This window comes from Pseudomonas sp. GL-B-19 (assembly GCF_019956415.1).
Classification (GTDB): domain Bacteria; phylum Pseudomonadota; class Gammaproteobacteria; order Pseudomonadales; family Pseudomonadaceae; genus Aquipseudomonas.
In genome coordinates, this window is record NZ_JAHBDK010000108.1 from 45866 (window position 1) to 66461 (window position 20596).

The 20596-nt window shown below is 58.3% G+C and carries 18 protein-coding genes and 1 pseudogene; 4 read left to right on the forward strand and 15 right to left on the reverse strand.

Annotation, left to right across the window (positions count from 1 at the left end; translation table 11 throughout):
- Positions 1-57 precede the first annotated feature (57 nt).
- From KGB06_RS29205 to KGB06_RS29260, 12 genes and pseudogenes are all read right to left on the reverse strand, one after another.
- A pseudogene (locus KGB06_RS29205) lies at positions 58-1129 on the reverse strand (IS630 family transposase).
- A 264-nt stretch (positions 1130-1393) separates the two neighbouring features.
- A complete protein-coding gene (locus KGB06_RS29210) occupies positions 1394-3592 on the reverse strand; it encodes an OsmC domain/YcaO domain-containing protein (RefSeq protein ID WP_223521838.1) in 2199 nt (732 codons plus the stop codon).
- A 147-nt stretch (positions 3593-3739) separates the two neighbouring features.
- Positions 3740-4897, reverse strand: a complete 1158-nt coding sequence (locus KGB06_RS29215; protein WP_223521839.1) for a glutathionylspermidine synthase family protein — start codon at positions 4895-4897, stop codon at positions 3740-3742.
- A 12-nt stretch (positions 4898-4909) separates the two neighbouring features.
- The gene (locus KGB06_RS29220; protein ID WP_223521841.1) at positions 4910-5620 is read right to left on the reverse strand and encodes a DUF1190 domain-containing protein; all 711 of its coding nucleotides are present in this window, start codon (positions 5618-5620) and stop codon (positions 4910-4912) included.
- A 19-nt stretch (positions 5621-5639) separates the two neighbouring features.
- Positions 5640-6068, reverse strand: coding sequence for a DUF350 domain-containing protein (locus KGB06_RS29225; RefSeq protein WP_027924370.1), 429 nt, complete (start codon positions 6066-6068; stop codon positions 5640-5642).
- A 14-nt stretch (positions 6069-6082) separates the two neighbouring features.
- Positions 6083-6763 carry a DUF2491 family protein gene (locus KGB06_RS29230; protein ID WP_223521843.1) on the reverse strand — a complete coding sequence of 227 codons (681 nt, stop codon included), beginning with the start codon at positions 6761-6763 and terminating at the stop codon, positions 6083-6085.
- Positions 6750-7784: an ion channel gene (locus tag KGB06_RS29235; RefSeq protein WP_223521845.1), complete on the reverse strand. Its 1035-nt coding sequence runs from the start codon at positions 7782-7784 to the stop codon at positions 6750-6752. Before KGB06_RS29235 ends, KGB06_RS29230 begins: the two co-directional genes overlap by 14 nt.
- A 71-nt stretch (positions 7785-7855) precedes the next feature.
- On the reverse strand, positions 7856-8419 hold the full coding sequence (locus KGB06_RS29240) for a rhomboid family intramembrane serine protease (protein WP_223521846.1): 564 nt from the start codon (positions 8417-8419) through the stop codon (positions 7856-7858).
- Between the two features lie 156 nt (positions 8420-8575).
- A complete protein-coding gene (locus KGB06_RS29245) occupies positions 8576-9274 on the reverse strand; it encodes a PspA/IM30 family protein (protein WP_223521848.1) in 699 nt (232 codons plus the stop codon).
- A gap of 21 nt (positions 9275-9295) precedes the next feature.
- Positions 9296-9985 carry a YjfI family protein gene (locus tag KGB06_RS29250; protein ID WP_411741881.1) on the reverse strand — a complete coding sequence of 230 codons (690 nt, stop codon included), beginning with the start codon at positions 9983-9985 and terminating at the stop codon, positions 9296-9298.
- Between the two features lie 143 nt (positions 9986-10128).
- Entirely contained in the window at positions 10129-10953 is an 825-nt protein-coding gene (locus KGB06_RS29255) for an alpha/beta fold hydrolase (RefSeq protein ID WP_223521850.1), read from the reverse strand.
- 36 nt (positions 10954-10989) lie between these two features.
- Positions 10990-11541, reverse strand: a complete 552-nt coding sequence (locus tag KGB06_RS29260; protein ID WP_223521852.1) for a cysteine hydrolase family protein — start codon at positions 11539-11541, stop codon at positions 10990-10992.
- A 102-nt stretch (positions 11542-11643) separates the two neighbouring features.
- Here KGB06_RS29260 and KGB06_RS29265 point away from each other — a divergent pair, with 102 nt between their 5' ends.
- The 3 genes from KGB06_RS29265 to KGB06_RS29275 all read left to right on the forward strand — a co-directional run bounded on the left by KGB06_RS29265 (position 11644) and on the right by KGB06_RS29275 (position 14792).
- Complete coding sequence (locus tag KGB06_RS29265; protein ID WP_223521854.1) at positions 11644-12636, forward strand: GlxA family transcriptional regulator; 993 nt, start codon at positions 11644-11646, stop codon at positions 12634-12636.
- Positions 12637-12934: 298 nt separating this feature from the next.
- The gene (locus KGB06_RS29270) at positions 12935-14044 is read left to right on the forward strand and encodes a DUF3182 family protein (RefSeq protein ID WP_223521856.1); all 1110 of its coding nucleotides are present in this window, start codon (positions 12935-12937) and stop codon (positions 14042-14044) included.
- Entirely contained in the window at positions 14034-14792 is a 759-nt protein-coding gene (locus tag KGB06_RS29275) for an alpha/beta hydrolase family protein (RefSeq protein WP_223521860.1), read from the forward strand. Before KGB06_RS29270 ends, KGB06_RS29275 begins: the two co-directional genes overlap by 11 nt.
- An 81-nt stretch (positions 14793-14873) precedes the next feature.
- Here the strand turns inward: KGB06_RS29275 and KGB06_RS29280 are convergent, their stop codons facing one another.
- The 3 genes from KGB06_RS29280 to KGB06_RS29290 are packed head-to-tail and all read right to left on the reverse strand — an operon-like array spanning position 14874 to position 17933.
- Complete coding sequence (locus KGB06_RS29280; RefSeq protein ID WP_223521861.1) at positions 14874-15860, reverse strand: lysylphosphatidylglycerol synthase domain-containing protein; 987 nt, start codon at positions 15858-15860, stop codon at positions 14874-14876.
- Positions 15847-17139, reverse strand: coding sequence for a cardiolipin synthase ClsB (gene clsB / locus KGB06_RS29285; protein ID WP_223521869.1), 1293 nt, complete (start codon positions 17137-17139; stop codon positions 15847-15849). The genes KGB06_RS29280 and clsB overlap by 14 nt, the downstream gene beginning before the upstream one ends.
- Positions 17136-17933 carry an endonuclease/exonuclease/phosphatase family protein gene (locus tag KGB06_RS29290; protein ID WP_223521871.1) on the reverse strand — a complete coding sequence of 266 codons (798 nt, stop codon included), beginning with the start codon at positions 17931-17933 and terminating at the stop codon, positions 17136-17138. Before KGB06_RS29290 ends, clsB begins: the two co-directional genes overlap by 4 nt.
- Before the next feature lie 463 nt (positions 17934-18396).
- On the opposite strand from KGB06_RS29290, the gene KGB06_RS29295 reads away from it, so the two are divergent.
- Positions 18397-20523 (forward strand): mechanosensitive ion channel family protein, encoded by a 2127-nt coding sequence (locus KGB06_RS29295; protein WP_223521873.1) that lies wholly within the window; start codon positions 18397-18399, stop codon positions 20521-20523.
- The last annotated feature ends 73 nt before the right edge of the window (positions 20524-20596 follow it).

Consider the following 20596-nt stretch of genomic DNA (forward strand, 5'->3'; position numbering starts at 1 on the left):
GTTCAGCAAACTCTCAAACGTGTCTAACTCCTGCTAGTGTGCTGTTCTCGAAATAATCTACCCATTAGTGTGTGAGGCCATTGCTTCACGGGCGCGCTGAATTTTATTCAAGATATCTTCGCCTTTTGCGTTCCAGACATACCGGGTCGGTTGCGCATTTCGCAAGGCCAGGAACGTGGTAATAGAGGTCTCCAGCTCACGTACCGAACGGAAGCTGCCCTCACGTAAATACACCGTGATGTCCCGAAAAAACGTTCAACCATGTTCATCCACGAACTGGAAGTCGGGGTGAAATGCATGTGGAAGCGTTTGTGTGTTTCCAGCCACGCCTTCACTTTCGGATGCTTGTGAGTGGCGTAGTTGTCGACGATCAAGTGCAATTGAAGGTACTTGGGCGTTTCTCGATTGATCTTCTTGAGAAACTCCAGCCATTCCTGGTGTCGATGTTGAGATTCAATCGAGCTGATCAAGCGCCCCTGAAGGTAGTCCAGCGCCGTGAACAGCGTAACGGTGCCATGGCGCACGTAATCGTGCGACTGCGTGCGGATATGGCCGATCCCCAGCGGCAATCCGGGCTGGGTACGTTCAAGCGCTTGCACTTGGCTTTTTTCATCGCAGCAGAGCACCAAAGCCTTGTCCGGCGGGGCTAGGTAGAGACCGATAACCTCCCAAAACATCTCTTCGAAGTTTGGGTCATTGGACAGTTTGAAGGTACGGGTCAGGTGCGGTTTCAAGTCATTGGCAGCCCACAGCTTATACACGCTGGTGGCCGAAATCCCAGCCGCTCGGGCCATGCTTTGGCAGCTCTATCGAGGCTCACCGATGCGAGGTTGAGTCACTTGCTCAAGAACACGGCGCACCGCTTCAAGGGGCAGAAAAGGTTTACGACCCCGACCTGGCTTATCAAGCAAACCTTCCAGCCGTTGAGCCTGGAAGCGCTGACACCAGCACGTGATAACGGGGAGTGAGAAGCCGGTCAGCCGGGCAATCTCTACTCGCGTACAGCCTTGGGCCGCCAACAGAATCACTCGTGCGCGACGGCCGTCGCGCTGGCTGATGGTGGCCGAACGTACACGCCGGCTCAGCTGGCATGCTCTTCTGGACTGAGGACAATGTTGAGTGCGTTCACCTGCGCCTCTCCGAACGTTGGATGACACGGGAAGCGTAGCCAATATCGGAGAAATATTAATTCGAGAACAGCACACTAGGATATGGCTTAGACTTTTGTAAGGTTTAGCCTCGAAACCCCCAATCGGTCCTCTTGACCTGTCGGGGGTTTTCTTTTGCGCACCATTTTGTAGGAGCCGGCTTGCTGGCGATCCAGGCGCTGCGGTTAACAAGGCAAATCGCGTTATCGTTGATCGTCGGAACGCCGCCCGCAGCAAGCCGGCTCCTACAGGTCAGTCACATTGGCCCGTGCCGAGTGCAGTTTCTTGTAGCTCTCGATCAAGCGCAGGTGCCTGTCGAGTCCCTCCAGTTTCATGCTGGTCGGCGTCAAGCCATGGAAGCGCACGCTGCCGTCCACCGACCCGATTGCTGCTTCGGTGCGCTCGTTGCCAAACATCCTGCGGAAATTGGCCTCGTAGTCTTCCAGTTCCAGGTCTTCGTCCAGCTTCATTTCCAGCACCACATTGACGGCCTGGTAGAACAAGCCACGCTCAACCGTGTTGTCGTTGTACTGCAGGAACATTTCTACTGCCTCTTTTGCCTCTTCATATTGCTGCAAGGCGAGATAGATCAGCAGCTTTAACTCCAGGATCGTCAGCTGACCCCAAGCCGTATTGTCGTCAAATTCGATGCCGATCAAGCTGGTGATGTCGGTGTAGTCGTCCAGCTCACTTTCCACCAAGCGCTCAACCAGCGCTTGCAGTTCGTCTTCGTCCAGGCGATGCAGGTTCAGGATATCGGCGCGGAAGAACAGCGCTTTGTTGGTGTTATCCCAGATCAGATCGTCCGCGGGATAGATTTCCGAATAGTCCGGCACCAGGATGCGGCATGCCGTTGCGCCGATATGCTCGTAGACCGCCATGTACACTTCTTTGCCCATGCCTTTGAGGATGCCGAACAAGGTCGCGGCTTCCTCGGCATTCGAGTTTTCACCCTGGCCGGAGAAGTCCCACTCCACGAATTCGTAGTCCGATTTGGCACTGAAGAAGCGCCACGACACCACGCCGCTGGAGTCGATAAAGTGCTCCACGAAGTTGTTCGGCTCGGTCACCGCATGCCCTTCAAAAGTCGGCTGGGGCAGGTCGTTGAGGCCTTCGAAACTACGACCCTGCAACAATTCGGTCAGGCTGCGTTCCAGCGCCACTTCCAGGCTTGGGTGTGCACCGAACGAGGCGAACACACCGCCGGTACGCGGGTTCATCAGCGTGACGCACATCACCGGGAATTCACCGCCCAGGGACGCATCCTTCACCAACACGGGGAACCCTTGCTCTTCCAGCGCCTGAATACCGGCGAGTATGCCGGGGTACTTCGCCAGCACATCGGCCGGCACATCCGGCAGTGCAAATTCTCCTTCGATGATTTCGCGTTTTACCGCGCGCTCGAAGATCTCCGACAGGCACTGCACCTGGGCTTCGGCCAGCGTGTTACCGGCACTCATGCCGTTGCTCAGGAATAGGTTTTCAATCAGGTTGGACGGGAAATACACCACCTCGCCGTCCGACTGGCGCACGTACGGCAGCGAGCAGATGCCGCGCTCTTCATTGCCAGAGTTGGTATCGATCAGATGGGAGCCACGCAGCTCACCGTCGCGGTTGTAAATCTTCAGGCAGTACTCGTCGAGAATTTCAGTTGGCAGTGCATCTTTACGGCCAGGCTTGAACCAGCGTTCGTCCGGGTAATGCACAAACGGCGCGTTGGCGATGTCTTCGCCCCAGAACTGGTCGTTGTAGAAGAAATTACAGTTCAGACGCTCGATAAACTCGCCCAGCGCCGACGCCAGCGCGCCTTCCTTGGTCGTACCCTTACCGTTGGTAAAGCACATCGGCGAATGCGCATCGCGGATGTGCAGCGACCACACATTGGGCACGATATTGCGCCACGAAGCGATTTCAATCTTCATACCCAGGTCCGCCAGAATGGCCGACATGTTGGCGATGGTTTGCTCCAGCGGCAGATCCTTGCCCGCGATATAGGTGTGCGCCTCTGAGTTAGAAGCAGGCATCAACAACGCTTGGGCATCGGCGTCGAGGTTTTCGACCTCTTCGATCACAAACTCAGGCCCGGCTTGCACCACTTTTTTCACGGTGCAACGGTCGATGGAACGCAGGATGCCTTGGCGGTCCTTGTCGGAGATGTCCGCCGGCAACTCGACCTGAATCTTGAAAATCTGGTTGTAGCGGTTTTCCGGATCAACAATGTTGTTCTGCGACAGGCGGATGTTTTCGGTGGGAATACTGCGAGTGTCGCAGTACAACTTCACGAAATAAGCCGCACACAACGCCGATGAAGCCAGAAAGTAGTCGAACGGACCCGGTGCCGAACCATCACCCTTGTAGCGGATAGGTTGATCGGCCACCACCGTGAAGTCATCGAACTTTGCTTCAAGCCGAAGGTTGTCGAGAAAGTTGACCTTGATTTCCATGGGTGATTACCAGAATAACGGGCTAGACGAATTGGCCGCCATTATCCGGCTTTTCAGGCGTATGTCTTGTCGTTGTCTGGTTATGAACCTGTTTCACCCTAACGCCCGATGCACGGTACCGGGCGTTTTTCGTGAGGGATGTATTGCTCAGTCGAGTATCAGGTGCGGTAAAAACCGGCTCGAATCCTTGGTGATCAAACTGTTGTCTTCCCGCACGCCAATACCGGCTGCTTGATCGCCAATCACCCAAGAGCCAATCAGCGTATAGCTGTCGCCAAATTTAGGCAGCGGCGCGAATTCCTGAAGGATAAACGGCGCATCGGTGTAGGGCCCGTCCTCTTTCACGATCAGGCCATCGGCGGTTTGCAGCTCGATGTTGGCGCCTTCCCGGGAGAAGAACGGTTTGCGCACCCAACCCTTGGGCACCGCTTTATTCGGATCAGTATCCAGGTGCGCCGCGAGCAGGTTCGGGTGACCTTTGTTGAACTCCCACAGCAACGGCAGGATGCCTTTGTTGGAAATGATGGACTTCCAGGCCGGTTCGAAAAACTGCGTATCACTTTGGGCAATTGCAGCGCCGAAGGGCTCGTGGAAGATGAATTCCCAAGCGTGCAGTTTGAACAGATGAGGAATCCAGCGATCCTCAAGATCGACGAAGCGTCCATCACTGGTCAGGCCGATGTCTTCAATATCGATATGCCGTGATTCGATGCCGACCTTCTCCGCGACCAGCCGCAGGTAATCGGTGGTGCCTTTGTCTTCGACCGAGTGTTTCATCGAGGCGAAATAGAACGGTTGCTTGAGCTGCAACTGAGCAAAGGCTTGATGCAGCTTGGTGTCGATGCTGTTGAACTGGTCAGCCTGTTTGGGCAGCAAACCACGTTCGATGCATTGCTCCAGCCAGCCCCATTGAAACGCAGCGGCCTCATACAGGCTGGTCGGCGTGTCGTAGTTGAGTTCCAGCAATTTGGCCGGCCCGGTGCCGTTGTAGGAGAAATCCATGCGTCCATACAGGTGCGGGTGGCCTTCGAGCCATGAGGTGCGAATCATGTCGTAGAACGCCGCGGGAATACTCAGGCGCTCCAGCAACTCCTCGTTCTGCACCACACGGGCCACCAGGTCCATGCACATTTCATGGATCTCGGTGGTCGGGTCTTCCAGATCGTTCTCGATTTGCTTGAGCGTGAACTGGTAATACGCGCTCTCGTCCCAATAGGGTTCGCCGTCGATGGTGTGGAACAGAAAACCGAGACCTTCGGCGGTTTGTTTCCAGTCATGACGCTCTGCGCAATGGATCTTCTTCATGGCCCGGTTTCCTTAACTGCTCGACCCGCCGCCCCAGCCGCTGCGTGCACTGGCTTTGCTGCCGAAGCCGCCACGCGACGTCGACGAAGCAACGGAAACCGGCTTGCTGGGCGATTTGCTGATGGAATTGGTGTAGCTGCCGTCGTACTTTGCCTGGTTGGACCGGTTAAACGTTGAACCGTTGGCAATGCGCTGGTTGAGCGTTGAAGTGCCGTAGTTACCGCGATTATCGCGGTAGCGGTAGACCGGCTGGGAGTAATAGCTGTTGCGGTTGTTGCTCAGCATGTTGCCGATCAATAGTCCGGTCAGCAGGCTGCTGGTGGAGAAGCCCGAACCGCCGGTGTTGGTTTCCGAGGCCGGCAGTTGCGCCTTGGCGGCGTCCACCTGGGCTTGCGTCACCTGGCCATCGGCTGTCAGCTCGAAGCCGCCGAGCTTGGGGATGAACTTGCCGGCCGAATCCTGCTGGCACCAGTCGGCGACAAAGTCGGCATCGCAATCAGCCTGGTTGTCATACACCGGCGCAATACGGCGATGTTCGGCCATGGCGGTCATGTAGGCGTCCGAGCAGACGTCCACCGGGAGTTTTTCATCGGCGCATTGCTGAACGGACTGAAAGTTGTACTGCTTCTGCACCGGGTAGGTTTTTTCCGTTGGCCCGCAACCGGATATCGCCATGGCGACCGATGCTGCCAGCGAGAGCTGAACGTACTTGCTTCGTTTCATCGGGGGCTCCGCTGCACAATCAATTCTGGGAAGGGGTCATGCACGCGGCATTCAACATGCCGACGCTGATGGCCACTGCCGCGACATAGATACCCGCTGCAATCTCACCTTTTTTAATGCGTTCCGAGGTGCCTTTCAGTACAAGGCTGGTCATCAGGAACGCCAGCAGTTGTACAAACGCAGCGATCACCGCCCAGACGACGAAGTCGAGGAGGCTGATCGAATAGGCAATCACATTGCTGGCCGGAATGGCGAAGCCGATGATGGCGCCACCCAGTGCAATCGCGGCCGCCACGTTGCCTGAACGGATCAGTTCGAATTCCTTGTGCGGTGTGATGCGGGTGTAGATGAACTGGAACAGCGCAAACAGCACGGCGGCGCCGAGAATGTACGAAACAAACCCGAGCACGGCCGCCGGGTTCAGGGAGATGGAGAGTGCTTCTAGCATGGACGTCTTCCTTGTTAAAAAATGTTCAGGTCAGTGGTGTACAGCGAGATGCCCAGCGACGTGCTCAAACTGATGGTGCCTTCGGCGTCTTCTTCAACGGAAAACAGCAGGAATTCCCGGCGATCGGTCAGGCCGGTTTCGCGGGCGTACAGCATCGAACGGTGCTCGACGCTGTAGGACTCATCTGGATTTTTCAGCTGTTCGCTTAGCGCCACCAGTTCTGTCTGGCCATTCTCGGTGCCCCATTCGCGGGTGTATTCGACACCGTTGTGGATGTAAGTCGGCAGCCCGATCGGACTTTGCGGGCCGGCCAGCCGATGCAACTCCGCTTCACTGCTGATAGTGATGTAGCTGAGGTAATTGAACAGGATCACCGACTCTACCTGTCCGGCGATAGCGCCGGTGGTGTGGACTTGCAGCCAGTAGTCTTCATCGTTCATGTAATAGCGCGAGAGCCAGGTCGACTGCCCGAGATCGACGGTGCCGGCGCTCCAGATCTGTTGGGAGCCCGGGATCGTCACCGTGGTGTTGCCGTCGAGCAACAACCTCAGGCTGGTGTCGAACATCACGCCCTTGCCCAATGCCAGGCCCAGCGGGCCGGTGACAGGCGGCGTGTCGTTGGCGGTCCATTTCGACTGGGTGTTTGTGCCCGTGTTCGGAGCCTCAAGCCCCATCAACTGTTTAAACCATCCCATTGGAAATTTCCTTGAGGCGAGTGGAGGCGATGTAAAAGAGTTCACCGCCCTCAACGCGTGTGGCGCTGGGCGGGTTGATCGAAGGTTGTTGCGCACCTTTGGCGCGATAACCGATGAGGGTGGCGTTATGGCGTTCTTTCATCTGCGTGTACAGATCGCCAAAGGTGGCCTGATACGTCTCGGGCAGTTTCATCAGGTATTGGGTGGCGCCTTCACCCACGCACAGCAGCTCATTGATAACCATTGACGACCCCGGGTCCTGAGAGGCACGCACCAACATCTCGATGGCCATGCTTGAGGTGCATTCCAGGCTGGGGGCGTAGGCGCTGGCGAGTGCGGCGATTTCACTTTCATTGAAGTGTGCGACCACATGCCCGACGGGTTTCAGTTGATTGACCGCCAGCACTGTGGCCAGGGTCAAATCGTCTGACGGGGTTCGCACCAGCACACGCTCGGCACCCGGAACACCGGCGCGCAGTAACAACGCCGCAGAGGACAGGCTTTCACCTTTGATGAGCTCTGCCTTGCCCGGCATGGGGTTTTCTTCAAGGGTACAATCGCAAATCACGATCAGGTTGTCGTTGGAGGTTTCGTCCTGCAACAACAATTCAATGACTCGCTCACTGGATGCGCCTTCCCAGCCGATGAGAACGGTATGGCCGACCTTGCCGGTGAAATCGCCTTTGCCCTTCATGCCTTTTCTCCATGCATCGATGACACTGCTGGTGGTTTTGCCGATGGCCGCTGTTAGCAGCGCAATGCCGCCGAGCATGATCCAGGTCGCCACGAAAATTCGTCCGGCTGATGTCTGTGGTGTGAGATCGCCATAGCCGACGGTCAGCGTGGTGGTGAGATAGAAGTAGGTAAACGTGGCGGGGGCGGTGAGGTGGTGTTCGCCCAGAAACATCAGGCCCAGCCAGGCCGTGGACAGATGCACGCCTAACGCAATCACCAGGCCTGCCCACCCAAATCGGTGGAAGAGGGACGAGGCGTACATGCGCATTAACAGAAAAATCGACATGGGGTCCCTGACTCAGTGGGCTACTCGTTCCTGGCGATCGCATCGCTTCGGTTCCGAGAGCTCAATTGCGCCTACCGGGCGGCATTAAATCTGCCGCGTGGCGTTGATAAAAGTACTTTGGCTGCAATGAATCCGGCGAATGCCCCGAACAGATGGCCTTCGAATGAAATGCCCCGCCGAGGTAAAAAGCCAAAGACCAGGCCGCCATACAACAGGGCGACGAGGCCCGCCGTGATCACATTGCCCCAGCTCTTCTGGAACCAGGCGCGCGACAGAATGTACGTCCACAGCCCGAAAACCCAGCCGCTGGCGCCAATGTGTACGCCTTTAAAGCCGAACAGCCAGACCAGCGAGCCGCCCAACAAAATAATGATGGCACTGACGGCCATGAACCGATTGAGCCCTTCGATCATCACCAACGTACCCAGGACCAAAAAGGCCACCAGGTTGGCGCTCAGGTGCGAGAAGGACGCGTGTAAAAAAGGTGAAGTGGCGATGCCAAACAGTCCATTCACGGTTCTCGGAATCAGGCCGAATGCCATAAGGCTGTAGCCGGTCGCGGCATTGATCACTTGCAGCGCGACCATGAAGATGGCCAGGCCGGCGATTATCTTGAAACCTTTCAGGGCATCCATCCGTGACCTCGACTCGAGAAAAAACTGAAACGCAATCCATTGTGGGAGCGAGCCGGCTCGCGAAGAGGGCGTGTCAGTCAACATCAATGTCGCGTGACAAACCGCCTTCGCAAGCAGGCTCGCTCCTACAGGTTATGCATCCGGCACCTGAGTCGATTACTCGGCCGATTTTTGCTTCAGGCGTTCCAGAATCGCGTTGGCGCTGCCTTCGTTCGGCGTGATGCCGGCTTCGCGCAGTTTGCGCTCCAGGTCGTTGCCGGTCGATGCGTCGGCCAGTTCGTCCTGCGCTTGCAGTTCTGCGGCGCGTTGCTGCTGCTTGGCCTGCAAACGGTTCAGTGTACCGACGGCGGTTTCCAGCTTGCCGTTGGCGCCGCCGCTGGCGATGGATGCGCTGACCTGGGCTTTCTGTACGCTATCGCGCGCCTTGGCCATGTCTACTTGCTGGCGCAGGCTTTTGATGCGGGCTTCGGCCTTGGTGATGTCTTTGCGCATGCTGTCCGCGTAACCACCGAATTCGCTGGCCTGCTTTTGCTCGACGTCGAGTTCGTTGGTCAGGGTCGAAATCGCTTCGGCCACTTCCATCGCCAGGTCTTCGCGGTTGGCCTGGATCGCGGCCATGGCCTTGGATTCCAGGTCCTTGATTTTGGCGTTGTACTCGCTGACGCGGTCAGCCGACAGTTTGTGCTTGGCCATGATGGTGACCAGTTCACGCTTGGCGTTGGCCAGTGCGCTGTCAGCATCGCGAATTTCCTGGTCGAGGATGCGCAAGGCCTGTTGGTCGACGATCGATTCGCCCACTTCGGTGGCGCCGCCGCGCAACGCGGTGAACAACTTGCTCCAGATGGACTGAGTCATTGAATCTTCCTTTCCTGATAATTACTTGAAGAAGCGTTCGAAGGCTTCGATGGCACGCTGGACGTTGTCGACGAGGGTTTTTACCTCGGTCACCACGTTGGTCAGGCTGGAGTCGGAACTCAGCGCGCCGAACATGTTGTAAACGACTTGGCCGTTGGGCATGGACTCGATACCGATCGAGGACAGCGGGAACATTTCCCGGCTGCGCAGCACGGCATCGTTGAAGGCCGGCACGTCATTGATGGACTCGACGTCGACCAGCACGGTGTCCACGATGACCTGATCACCAACCACGGCGATATAAATCGGCAAGCCACCGAAATCGTTCATTTCCAGCTTTATGCTGGACTCGGAACCTTGAACAAGGGAAAGGGTGATGTCGTTCGAAACCACTTCGTCGAGGGCCTTCAGGGCGTTGAAGAGGCTATCGATGTTCCAGTTGTTGCTTGCGCTCATGTAATTCTCCGACATGAATGATCCAGCCAGAATCGGTTGGCGTAGCTGTTGTTCCATCTGCTTGAGCAAGCTTCGGTTTTCCGGAAGCACCCAAGTTTCGTGTTTCACATAGCCGGCGGCTGCCAGGCCTGCACGCATCTGCTTCATGTAGAAGCTTGATGGTTTTTTCACGGACGGTTTCGAACGCTCTCCCTTGGGGCTCTTTGATGTAACAGCAGGCTCGCGAGGCGGGTCTGACGGGGAGCGGCTTTTCATGGGGTGACTCCGTTGTGAACATCTCACGCGTGAGCAACCCTACAACCAAAGAAGTACACCTTCAACGGCTCACGCGTGAGATTTTGTTACCGCATGCGAAAAGGCCCGCAGCAAGACGGGCCTGTAGTATTTCAAGGTGTTTCTCAGCCTTTGGCGAAGGCCAGCATGTCCGCATTCACCTGTTCTTTATGGGTGTCCGTCAGTCCATGCGGTGCCCCTGGATACACAATCAGTTGGGCATGTTCGATCAGCCGCTTACTCTCCAGCCCCGCGGCCTGAATCGGCACAATCTGATCGTCATCGCCATGGATGATCAAAGTCGGGACATCAAACTTCTTCAGGTCTTCACGGAAATCGGTTTCCGAGAAGGCCTTGATGCTGTCCAGAGTGTTCTTGTGACCGCCCATCATCCCTTGCATCCAGAACGAGTCGATCAACCCTTGCGATGACGTGGCGCCAGGACGGTTGAAGCCGAAAAACGGGCCGCTGGCGACGTCCTTGTAGAGTTGTGAGCGGTCAGCGATGGAAGCGGCGCGAATACCGTCAAACACCTCAATCGGCAGGCCTTTGGGGTTGGTGTCGGTTTTCAGCATCAGTGGCGGCACCGCGGAAATCAGCCCGGCCTTGGCCAGACGTTGAGTACCGTGGCGACCGATGTAGCGAGCGACTTCGCCGCCACCTGTCGAGAAGCCAAAAAGTATCACGTCCTTCAGGTCCAGGTGTTCGATCAGCTCCGCCAGGTCATCGGCGTAATGATCCATGTCGTTGCCGTCCCACGGCTGGCTCGACCGGCCATGGCCCCGACGATCATGCGCGATGGCACGGAAACCGTTGTTGGCGAAGTGCAGCATCTGCGATTCCCAACTGTCGGCGCTCAAGGGCCAACCGTGGCTGAACACCACCGGTTGTCCACTGCCCCAGTCCTTGTAATAAAGCGTGTTGCCTTCGCGAGTCGTCAGAGTAGCCATGTCGATGATCTCCGGTGAGGTGCGTGGGTCGTACGTTTAATTGCGGGACAGGAATTCGTCGGTGGACACCACGCTGGCATAGGCAAAACCCAAGGCTGACATGAACGCAGCATGGACGTGGGCTGCCGGCACCGTAAGGCCGTTAAACTCCAGGTCACGTGAGGCACAGGCATCATGGATGACCGTGACGGTGTAACCGAGGTCGTTGGCGGCACGGGTGATGCCGTCGACGCACATGTGGCTCATGCTGCCGACTACCACCAATTCCTTGATTTCTTGCTCGTCGAGGATCGACTTTAGTTCAGTTTCGCGGAACGAGTTGACGAAGTGCTTGAGGACGACGGGCTCGTTGGCGTGGTTGAGCACTTTGGGGTGCAACTTCGCGCCTTCGGAGCCGGGGGTGAAGAACGGTGCTGCTTCGGAGGTGAATTCGTGGCGGATGTGCACCACCGAATCACCGGCCTCACGAAAGGCCTTGAGCAGACGAACGGCGTTATCCGCCGCAGCGTCGGCGCCGACCAGCGGCCACTTGCCTTGTGGGAAGTAGTCGTTTTGGATATCAACTACGATGAGTGCTTGCTTGGCCATGACTGTTTCCTCGAAGTGCTTGTTGGGTGTGGAATGAAGTATTGGGTTTAGCAGGCCGTCCGAGGATTGGCCGCACCGACAATAGAAGGGGGAAAACTGACAATGGACGCAGAAAGGCCAATTGCCGAACTGGGTGTGCTGATTTATCCCGGTGCGCAGATGGCGGCGGTGCATGGGTTGACCGACCTGTTTGGGGTGGCCAACCGGATCGCCGCCGAGCATCAGGCTGCGCGATTGCCACTGCTGCGGGTCAGTCATTGGCAGGTGGAGGGCGATCAGGCCCCGGTTCGGGTCTACGACAGTCATCCCGCGCCGGACTCGGCCTTGGTGGCCGTGTTGATCCCGCCATCGATTGCCAGTTTTTGTGCCGGTCAGGTGCCGCAGGCGTTGCTCCAATGGGTTCGTCAGCAACACGCTCGCGGCGCGACCCTTGGTGGCGTCTGCGTGGGCTCGATTCTATTGGCCGAAAGCGGTTTGCTCGACGGCCGCAGTGCTACCACTCACTGGACCTCGGCCAAAGCCTTCGCCGAGCGTTACCCGGCGATCAAGCTCAAGGCCGATACGCCGATTGTCGACGACGGGGACCTGATCACCACGGCCGGGCTGATGGCCTGGTCCGAGTTGGGGTTGCGCCTGGTGGACCGTTTGTTGGGGCCGAGCATTGCGACCGGCACGGCGCGGTTTCTGGTGGTGGAACACAGCGACAGTGCAAGCGAGTGCGGCAGCAACTTTTCGCCCATTCTCAGTCATGGCGATGCGTCTATCCTCAAGGTCCAACACTGGCTGCAAAGCACCGGGGCGACCGATGTGTCACTGACGGCCATGGCCGAGCGGGCAGGGCTGGAGGAGCGCACATTCCTGCGTCGGTTCCGCGCGGTGACCGGGCTCAAACCGACCGAATACTGCCAGCACCTGCGGGTCGGCAAGGCCCGGGAAATGCTCGAATTCACCAACGGCACCATCGATCACATTGCCTGGACCGTGGGGTATCAGGACCCGAGTGCGTTTCGGGCGACGTTCAAGAAGATTACCGGGCTGGCGCCGAGTGATTACCGGACGCGGTTTGGGGTGTCGCCGGTGGCTGCTACCCGTTAGCCGCAGCACCCAAATCCCCTGTGGGAGCCAGCCTGCTGGCGATGGCGGCAGTACATTCAACGCTGATGTAGCTGACAGATTGCTATCACCAGCAGGCTGGCTCCCACAGGGGAGAGGGCGAAGCTGAATCGTGCAAAATGCAGGAGATGAATCGACTGTCGTGCAGAATAAAACAGGCCTGTTGCCATTACCCTTTTCGCAACTATCTGATTTAAAAGTTGTTTGCGGCGCCAGCCGCTTGGCCTGATCTCTGCACCCCTTCCTCTACACTCATCAAACGCCAATTGAAGGGGGACGCATGACCCCAACAAACCGCAAAAAACTGGTGGTCGCCCATTCCGTGCACCCCGATGCGCCACTGCACGAAATCGAAACCAATCGTGCCCTGGCCCGTTGGCTGGCGCAGATTCTGGGCCTTAAATACGGCGGCAGTTTCGATCAGGAGCGGCATAACGGGCGCGACCTTTATGTGCTGCCGACCCAGACGCTGGTGGGCGCCGCTGCCGCCCGGCAAGTGGGCGTAAGAGGGCCGGAAGATTTGTGGGGCGGTTACGTTGACCACGACTTCATCTGCACCAAAGCCATCAGCCATGGCTTGCTCAATAAAAATGCTTACGCCCCGCCAGGCTGGTCGCCGCTGTTTTCCGAGCGAGTGCATAACGTGGTGCTGGATGGCCTCAGCGTGTTCTCTCTCGACGATGCGCGACCCGCGGCCGAACACTTGCTCTACAACGGCCCGATCCGCCTCAAGCCCGTGCATGCCTGCGCCGGGCGTGGACAGGAAGTGATCGACAGTCTCGACCAGTTCGACGCCATCCTCGCCAGGCCCGACGCCAGCCAGCTGTTCACCGAAGGTGTGGTGCTGGAGCAGGACCTGGGCAACGTGATGACCCACAGTGTCGGCCAGAGTTTTATCGGCGACACCGTGCTGAGTTACTGCGGTGAGCAATACTTGATCGAAGACGGGCAGGGCGAGCAGGTGTACGGTGGTTCCAACCTGCTGGTGGTGCCGGGTTATTACGAAGATCTGCTCAAGCTGCCCTTGCCTGATGATGTGCGGTTGGCGATCCAGCAAGCCCAGGTGTTTGACAGCGCAGCCGATGAGGCCTATCCCGGTTTTTATGCCTCGCGGCGCAATTACGACATCGCCCAGGGCGTGGACAGCAACGGCAAACAGCGCAGCGGCGTGCTGGAACAATCCTGGCGCATGGGCGGTGCCAGCAGCGCGGAAGTGGCCGCGTTGCAGAGCTTCGTCAACGATCCGGGGATGCGCGCGATTCGTGTGTCCTCAGTCGAAACCTACATCGACCAGCCGTTGCCGGCGGACGCCATCGAGGTGTATCGCGGGCCGGCGCAAACCAGTGACTTTCTACTCAAGTACGTAACGGTTAAATCCTATGACGGCTAGAAGTGAAACCATTCAGATCGACATCGACGATGAACAGATGAGCGGGACTTTTCTCAGCCCCAAATCGAAGGTTCCCGGCGTGCTGTTTGTGCACGGTTGGGGCGGCAGTCAGGAACGGGATCTGGAGCGGGCCAAAGGTATCGCCGGTCTGGGATGCGTGTGCCTGACGTTCGACTTGCGCGGCCACACCGGCGGCACTGGAATCCCGCTGACGCGCGTTTCCCGTGAAGACAACTTGCGCGACCTGTTGGCGGCGTATGACCGATTGCTCGCGCACCCGGCGCTCGACACGTCGGCCATCGCCGTGGTGGGCACCAGTTATGGCGGCTATCTGGCCTCGATCCTGACGTCATTGCGTCCGGTGCGCTGGCTGGCGTTGCGGGTGCCGGCGCTGTACCGCGACGATCAATGGCACACACCCAAACGTGACCTGGACAAGATTGATCTGCGCGATTACCGCAGCACGCTGATCCGCGCCGACAGCAACCGGGCGCTGCATGCCTGTTCGAATTTCACCGGTGACGTGCTGCTGGTTGAATCCGAGATCGACGACTATGTGCCCCACGCGACCATCATGAGTTACCGCGCGGCCTGTCAGCAGACCCACTCACTGACCCACCGGATTATCGACGGTGCCGATCACGCCTTGAACGACCCGGTTTCACAGCAGGCATACACCTCGATCCTGGTGGGCTGGATTACCGAAATGGTGGTGGGTGAGCGGTTGAGCATTATTCAATCCGGGTGAAAAATTTTCGGTGTTCTTGAGACCGCGATCAACCTGTAGGAGCCGGCTTGCCGGCGAATGCGCCCTCACCGTCACCATAGATCACTTGGGTTTCCTGGAAATCCGCAACGACTTGGCCTTGGCCTCCACCACCAAATACATCACCAACGTAATCAACAACGGCAATATGAAATAAATCGCCCGATACGCCAGCAACCCCGCCACCAGACTGCCCCGCGAAACCTCGTGTTGCAGCAACGCCACAAACACCGCCTCCAGCACGCCAAGCCCAGCCGGAATATGCGTGATGACCCCGGCTATGGCGCTGATCAACAACACTCCCAGCACCAGCGGATAGTCCAGCTTGCTCGGCAACAAGGTAAAAATCACTGCCGCCATCAGCGACCAGTTCAACGCCCCCAGTGCCAATTGCAGCATCGCCATGCGCAGTGACGGCAGGTCGATTTCCACCCCGCGAATGGCCCATTCCCGACGCTTGGAAAATCGACAGGCCGCCAGATAGCCCGCGCTCACCAGCAGCAACAGTACGCCCACCCCTTGCAGTGCGTCGCTGCTCAGTTTCCAGCCGGGCGGCATCCGCACCAGTCCCGTGCTGAACACCGCGCCGGCAATCACCATGTAGCCAAACCAGTTGGTCGCCAGGCTCAAGCCGAGGATTTTTGCGATGTTGCCCTTGCTCACGCCCAACCGTGAATACAGCCGATAACGCATGGCGATGCCGCCCACCCACGCGCTCAGATTGAGGTTGAAGGCATAGCTGATGATCCCCACCGGCAGGATCTGTTTCCACGTCAGGTCCTGGCGAATGTAGTTGCGGCCGATCAGGTCGAAACAGGCGTACACCAGAAAACTCAACAGCGTCAGCCCCGAGGCGATGACCAGCGTACGTACCTTGAAGTCGGCCAGAGTGTCGAACACTTCGTTCCATTCGAGGCGCTGGGCGAGCATCGTCAACAGGACGATCAGCGCCAGGAAAAACAGCATCGTCAACGGTCGTTTCCAGCGGCTCCAGCGGGACTTGCCCGAGTGCGCGGCGTGGCTGGTCGAGTGAGCTTCAGCGCGGGACATGTTGATCACTCCCGGTCGGCTGAGTGAAGGCTTTCAGACGCGGCTTGTGTGCCGGCAGCCAACCCGCCCAAGCCGGGAAATGCCGCAGGAAGTGGAACACCAGGAAGCCGACCGTCATGTGCCAGATACGGCCGCGCGGCGCCGTGTCGACGGACATGGCTTTGCAGTGGTTGTCGCTCAGGTGTTCAAGCCGTTCGAACAGCGTGCGGTTGAACGCCCGGTCGCGGATCAACACATTGGCTTCCAGGTTCATGGACAGGCTCAACGGGTCGAGGTTGCTTGAGCCGACGGTGCTCCAGTCTTCATCGACCAGCGCGACTTTGCCGTGCAGTGGCCGCTCGCAATACTCGTGAATCTGCACGCCCGACTTGAGCAAATAGTCATAGGTCATGCGCGCTGCGAGTCTGGCCACCAGCATGTCCGGTTGGCCTTGCAGAATCAGCCGCACATCGACGCCACGGCGCGCTGCGTTGCGGATCTCGCGCAGCAAGCGATAACCGGGAAAGAAGTAGGCGTTGGCGATGACCACGCGGCGCTTGGCAGTGCGCAACACCAACCGATACACCTCTTCGATATCGGTGTTGTGGTCGCCATTGTCGCGGTACACCAGCCGAACCTGGCCGTCATGATCGTTCAAGGCCAGTTCCGAACGCCGTTGCCGGCGTCGCTGCCACCAGTATTTGGCGCGGGCCGGGCGACCGCATTGCAGCAGGGCGAAGTGATGGATGTCGGCCACCGCCGGGCCTTGCACTTCAACGGAATAATCCTGCTTGGCCTCGGGACCGAAGTCGCCCAAATGGTCGGCGGAAAAATTGATCCCGCCGATGAAGGCAATCGCTCCGTCGACCACGACAATCTTGCGGTGCAGGCGGCGGAACCAGTTGGTGCGAATGCCCAGACGCTTAGGCGCCGGGTCGAATATCTGAATGTGCACACCAGCCTCGCTCAACGCGGCCAGAAACCCGGTGCTCAATTCACCGCAGCCAAAGCCGTCGAGACTGGCGGTGACCCGCACGCCACGCCGGGCGGCATCGATCAGCACTTGCTGCATCTCGTTACCAACCTTGTCCTCGAACACAATGAAGGTTTCCAGGAGGATTTCAGTCTTGGCCTGACGCATGGCCTCGAACACCCGTGGGAAGTACGCCTCGCCGTTTTCCAGCAACTCGACCCGGTTGTTGCCTTGCCAGCCATAGTTGACATCGACTACGCCGGGTTTGCCGGTCGTCGGGGCGGCCAGGTGTTCCACGCTGGTTTTTTCCATCGACGGGATGCTCATAACTCGATCTCCACCGACAGCGGTGCATGGTCGGAAAGGTGTGACCAGGGGCGTGCTGCCAACACCTGCGGACGGCTGGCCTTGAGATTGCGCACGTAGATGCGGTCGAGTCGTAATGCCGGCATTCGAGCGGGAAAACTGCGCGCCGGTTTGCCGTGATGTTCGGCAAACACTTCGCGCAGACCACAGGGTTTGAGCAGCGAATCGGCCCGCTGGCGCCAGTCATTGAAGTCTCCGGCAACGATTACCGGCGCATCGTCCGGCAACTCTGCAAGGCGTCGGCTCAACAATTTGAGCTGTTCGGTGCGATGGGTTTCGCGCAGCCCCAGGTGTACGCAGATGGCGTGAACTTCCTGACCGTCGCCGGGCAGACGCAGAACGCAATGCAGGAGACCGCGGTTCTCGTGGCCGCTGATCGAAACGTCAAGGTTGTCGTGGGCAATGATCTGGAATTTCGACAGCAACGCATTCCCATGATCGCCCGCTGGATAGACGGCGTTGCGGCCGTAGGCAAATTGCGGCCATAGGGTGTCAGCAAGGAATTCGTATTGCGGTATCGCCGGCCAATTGCTGTAGCGCATTGGATGCTGTTCATGGGCACCGTGGACTTCCTGCAAAAACACCACGTCCGCAGACACACTGCGCACCGCTTCGCGCAACTCAGGCAGGATGAAACGCCGGTTGAGTGCGGTAAAACCTTTATGTGTGTTGACCGTCAGCACGGTGAAGCGGCGCACGGCGGTGAGGTTTGGCGACGGATCATCGGTTGCGTCGAGCGGCTCGGAAACGTTCATGGCCGCACACCTTTGGCAAACGATTCGCCGGATGCGAAGAAGCTCGCCAGTGGGTGATAGACATTCCGCAGGCGTTTGAGCCAGCCTGAAATACCAATATGAATCGCCGCCATGTCGCCTCCCGCCTGATGGTCTTCGCACAGCCCTGTCTTTTGATGACTGCCCTGTGTGGGAGAAAGTTTCGGCGGGGCTACGGACGGTCAAGACCCACACAAATCAAATAAATGTGGGAGCGAGCCTGCTCGCGAAAGCAGTGGATCAGTCACCGTGATATTGACTGACCCACCGCTTTCGCGAGCAGGCTCGCTCCCACAAGGGGGTTGGTGTGGCCGCAACTGATCAGCTGGCCGCAAAGATCGAGGATTCGAGACCTTCAACGCTCTTAGCCGATCTACGCTTGTAGGCGCGGCCGAAGGCTGCGATCTTTTGCTTTCATTACGGCTATTCAAAAGGAGCACTGCGTTTGCATCAGTTCAAGACTGCGATACTGCTGGCGCTACTTCTCACGACGGGCAGCGCCGGGCTACACGCGGCGGCGATACCGGGCCTGCCGGCGACCAGCACCGCCGCGAGGCCACCGGCCCACCCGGAGCCGCTGGTCCAGGGTGGTTTGCTGGGGGCGATCAGTTCGAGCATCGATGAGGTCGAGGGAAAACTCGATCTCAACGAAGACCTGGTCGATGCCTGGCGTCTGCGCGCAGACCGTGCAGCTGATGAAGTCGATCAACTGGTCAATCATCCGTCGGCGCGTTCCAGCTGGAGCGTGGCAGGGGATTTCCTGATTTTGTCCGGTGTGTGGGCGGGCGTCTTTGCATTGCTCTGGCTGCTCGGCGGGCTGCTGGCCACGCGTCTGAGCCGGCACCGTTTGCTGCTCACCCGCGAACGCGGCCAGGCGGTACTCGGTTATGCATTGCCTTACAGCATTCCGGCGCTGATCAGCCTGCCATTGACGATTTTTGTCAGCCACTACTTGCCGGTTTCGGCCGGCCGGGCGCTGGCATTGTGTTTCGCCTATGCCACCAGCAGCGGCATCTTCGCCGCCTCGCTAGTGCTGACATTGGTGCTCCTGTTCAATGCCGGCCACAAGCGTCGGGCGGTGCAGATCCTTCGTCACTACAGCCCACGGCCGTTGTTTGGAATCGGCTTTCTGGTCGCCATCAGCGATGCTTTGACCAGCTCGCAGATCGCCCACCAGTTGGGTAGCAACCTCACCAGCAGTGTTGCGGTATTGACCGGGTTGGGAGCCTCGATTGCCTTTGGTCTGCTGGTGATCAAAATGCGTCGTCCGGTCGCTCATCTGATCCGCATTCTGCCATTGGCCCAGCGCCTCAAACAGCCGGCACTGCGCGAGACGCTGCGGATATTTTCCGGTCTGTGGTACTGGCCAATTCTGTTGATGGTGATGGTCTCGGTCATCAACCTGGTCAGCATCAGCGACGACAATCAGCAGGTGCTGCGCAGTGCATTGTTCACCACCGTGTTGTTGATTGCGACGGTGTTTCTCAGCACGACGCTGCATCACCTTTTCAAGTCCCGCAGCGAGCATGCGGCGCGTCGCAGCAATGCCTACAAAGAGCGTTTCCTGAGCCTTTCACACGCCTTGCTGCGGATCGGCATGGCGATTGTTTTTATCGATATCCTGGGGCGTATCTGGGGGGAGTCACTCCTGGAGTTCGCGATGAGCAACACGGTCGGGCGAGCGATCAGTGATTCGCTGAGCCGTATCGGTCTGATTTTCCTCGTGACCTGGATGGTTTGGGTGGTGCTCGACACGGCGATTCAGGAAGCCCTGAAACCCCCGGTCAACAAACGCTCTGCACACCAGCCGAGTACGCGGGTGAAAACCATCCTGCCGCTGCTGCGCAACGCGGTCAAAATCCTGCTGGTGGTGATTTGTGCGATCACCACCATGGCTAACCTTGGGATTAACGTGGCGCCGTTTCTGGCGGGTGCCGGGGTCGTGGGGCTGGCCATCGGTTTCGGCTCTCAGCAACTGGTGCAGGACGTCATCACCGGGCTGTTCATCATCATCGAAGACACCTTGTCGATCGGTGATTGGGTGGTGCTCGATTCCGGGCATGCCGGCACGGTCGAAGGTCTGACCATTCGCACCCTGCGTCTGCGCGACGGCAAGGGTTTTGTGCACTCGGTGCCGTTCGGCCAGATCAAGGCCGTGACCAACCAATCCCGGCAATTCGCTTATGCGTTTTTCTCGGTGCAGTTCACCTACGACACTGATGTCGACAAGGCGATTGAATTGATCCGCGAGGCTGGGCATTCGATCAGCGACGACCCGTTTCTCAAGTACAACCTGCAAGGGCCACTTGATGTATTCGGTGTCGACAAAATGGACCTCAATGGCGTGGTGCTGACGGCGCAGTTCCGCACCGTGTCGGGTGGGCAATATGCGGTGAGCCGGGCATTCAACCAGCGTTTGAAAAAGCTTGTGGATAACAGCCCGTGGGTGCATTTCGCGCAGACTTATCCACAACAGGTTTTTATGCCCAAGCGGCCGATGGATGAGCAGGATGACGGGCCGGTATCGGAGCATTCGGCGGTGTTGATGCCGGATCAACCGCGCACCCAGTGATTTGTATTGAGGCTGATGGCCCCTTCGCGAGCAGGCTCGCTCCCACAGGGGAATGCGATCAACTGTGGGAGCG

What these genes read in the sequence shown, in the direction of transcription:
- KGB06_RS29280 (WP_223521861.1), bottom strand. Translation starts at nt 15,860, where the DNA reads ATGTCCCGCGCTGAAGCTCACTCGACCAGCCACGCCGCGCACTCGGGC.
- KGB06_RS29250 (WP_411741881.1), bottom strand. Translation starts at nt 9,985, where the DNA reads ATGAAAAGCCGCTCCCCGTCAGACCCGCCTCGCGAGCCTGCTGTTACA.
- KGB06_RS29290 (WP_223521871.1), bottom strand. Translation starts at nt 17,933, where the DNA reads ATGAACGTTTCCGAGCCGCTCGACGCAACCGATGATCCGTCGCCAAAC.
- KGB06_RS29210 (WP_223521838.1), bottom strand. Translation starts at nt 3,592, where the DNA reads ATGGAAATCAAGGTCAACTTTCTCGACAACCTTCGGCTTGAAGCAAAG.
- KGB06_RS29260 (WP_223521852.1), bottom strand. Translation starts at nt 11,541, where the DNA reads ATGGCCAAGCAAGCACTCATCGTAGTTGATATCCAAAACGACTACTTC.
- KGB06_RS29220 (WP_223521841.1), bottom strand. Translation starts at nt 5,620, where the DNA reads ATGAAACGAAGCAAGTACGTTCAGCTCTCGCTGGCAGCATCGGTCGCC.
- KGB06_RS29245 (WP_223521848.1), bottom strand. Translation starts at nt 9,274, where the DNA reads ATGACTCAGTCCATCTGGAGCAAGTTGTTCACCGCGTTGCGCGGCGGC.
- KGB06_RS29215 (WP_223521839.1), bottom strand. Translation starts at nt 4,897, where the DNA reads ATGAAGAAGATCCATTGCGCAGAGCGTCATGACTGGAAACAAACCGCC.
- KGB06_RS29275 (WP_223521860.1), top strand. Translation starts at nt 14,034, where the DNA reads ATGACGGCTAGAAGTGAAACCATTCAGATCGACATCGACGATGAACAG.
- KGB06_RS29265 (WP_223521854.1), top strand. Translation starts at nt 11,644, where the DNA reads ATGGACGCAGAAAGGCCAATTGCCGAACTGGGTGTGCTGATTTATCCC.
- KGB06_RS29240 (WP_223521846.1), bottom strand. Translation starts at nt 8,419, where the DNA reads ATGGATGCCCTGAAAGGTTTCAAGATAATCGCCGGCCTGGCCATCTTC.
- KGB06_RS29255 (WP_223521850.1), bottom strand. Translation starts at nt 10,953, where the DNA reads ATGGCTACTCTGACGACTCGCGAAGGCAACACGCTTTATTACAAGGAC.
- clsB (WP_223521869.1), bottom strand. Translation starts at nt 17,139, where the DNA reads ATGAGCATCCCGTCGATGGAAAAAACCAGCGTGGAACACCTGGCCGCC.
- KGB06_RS29225 (WP_027924370.1), bottom strand. Translation starts at nt 6,068, where the DNA reads ATGCTAGAAGCACTCTCCATCTCCCTGAACCCGGCGGCCGTGCTCGGG.
- KGB06_RS29270 (WP_223521856.1), top strand. Translation starts at nt 12,935, where the DNA reads ATGACCCCAACAAACCGCAAAAAACTGGTGGTCGCCCATTCCGTGCAC.
- KGB06_RS29230 (WP_223521843.1), bottom strand. Translation starts at nt 6,763, where the DNA reads ATGGGATGGTTTAAACAGTTGATGGGGCTTGAGGCTCCGAACACGGGC.
- KGB06_RS29235 (WP_223521845.1), bottom strand. Translation starts at nt 7,784, where the DNA reads ATGTCGATTTTTCTGTTAATGCGCATGTACGCCTCGTCCCTCTTCCAC.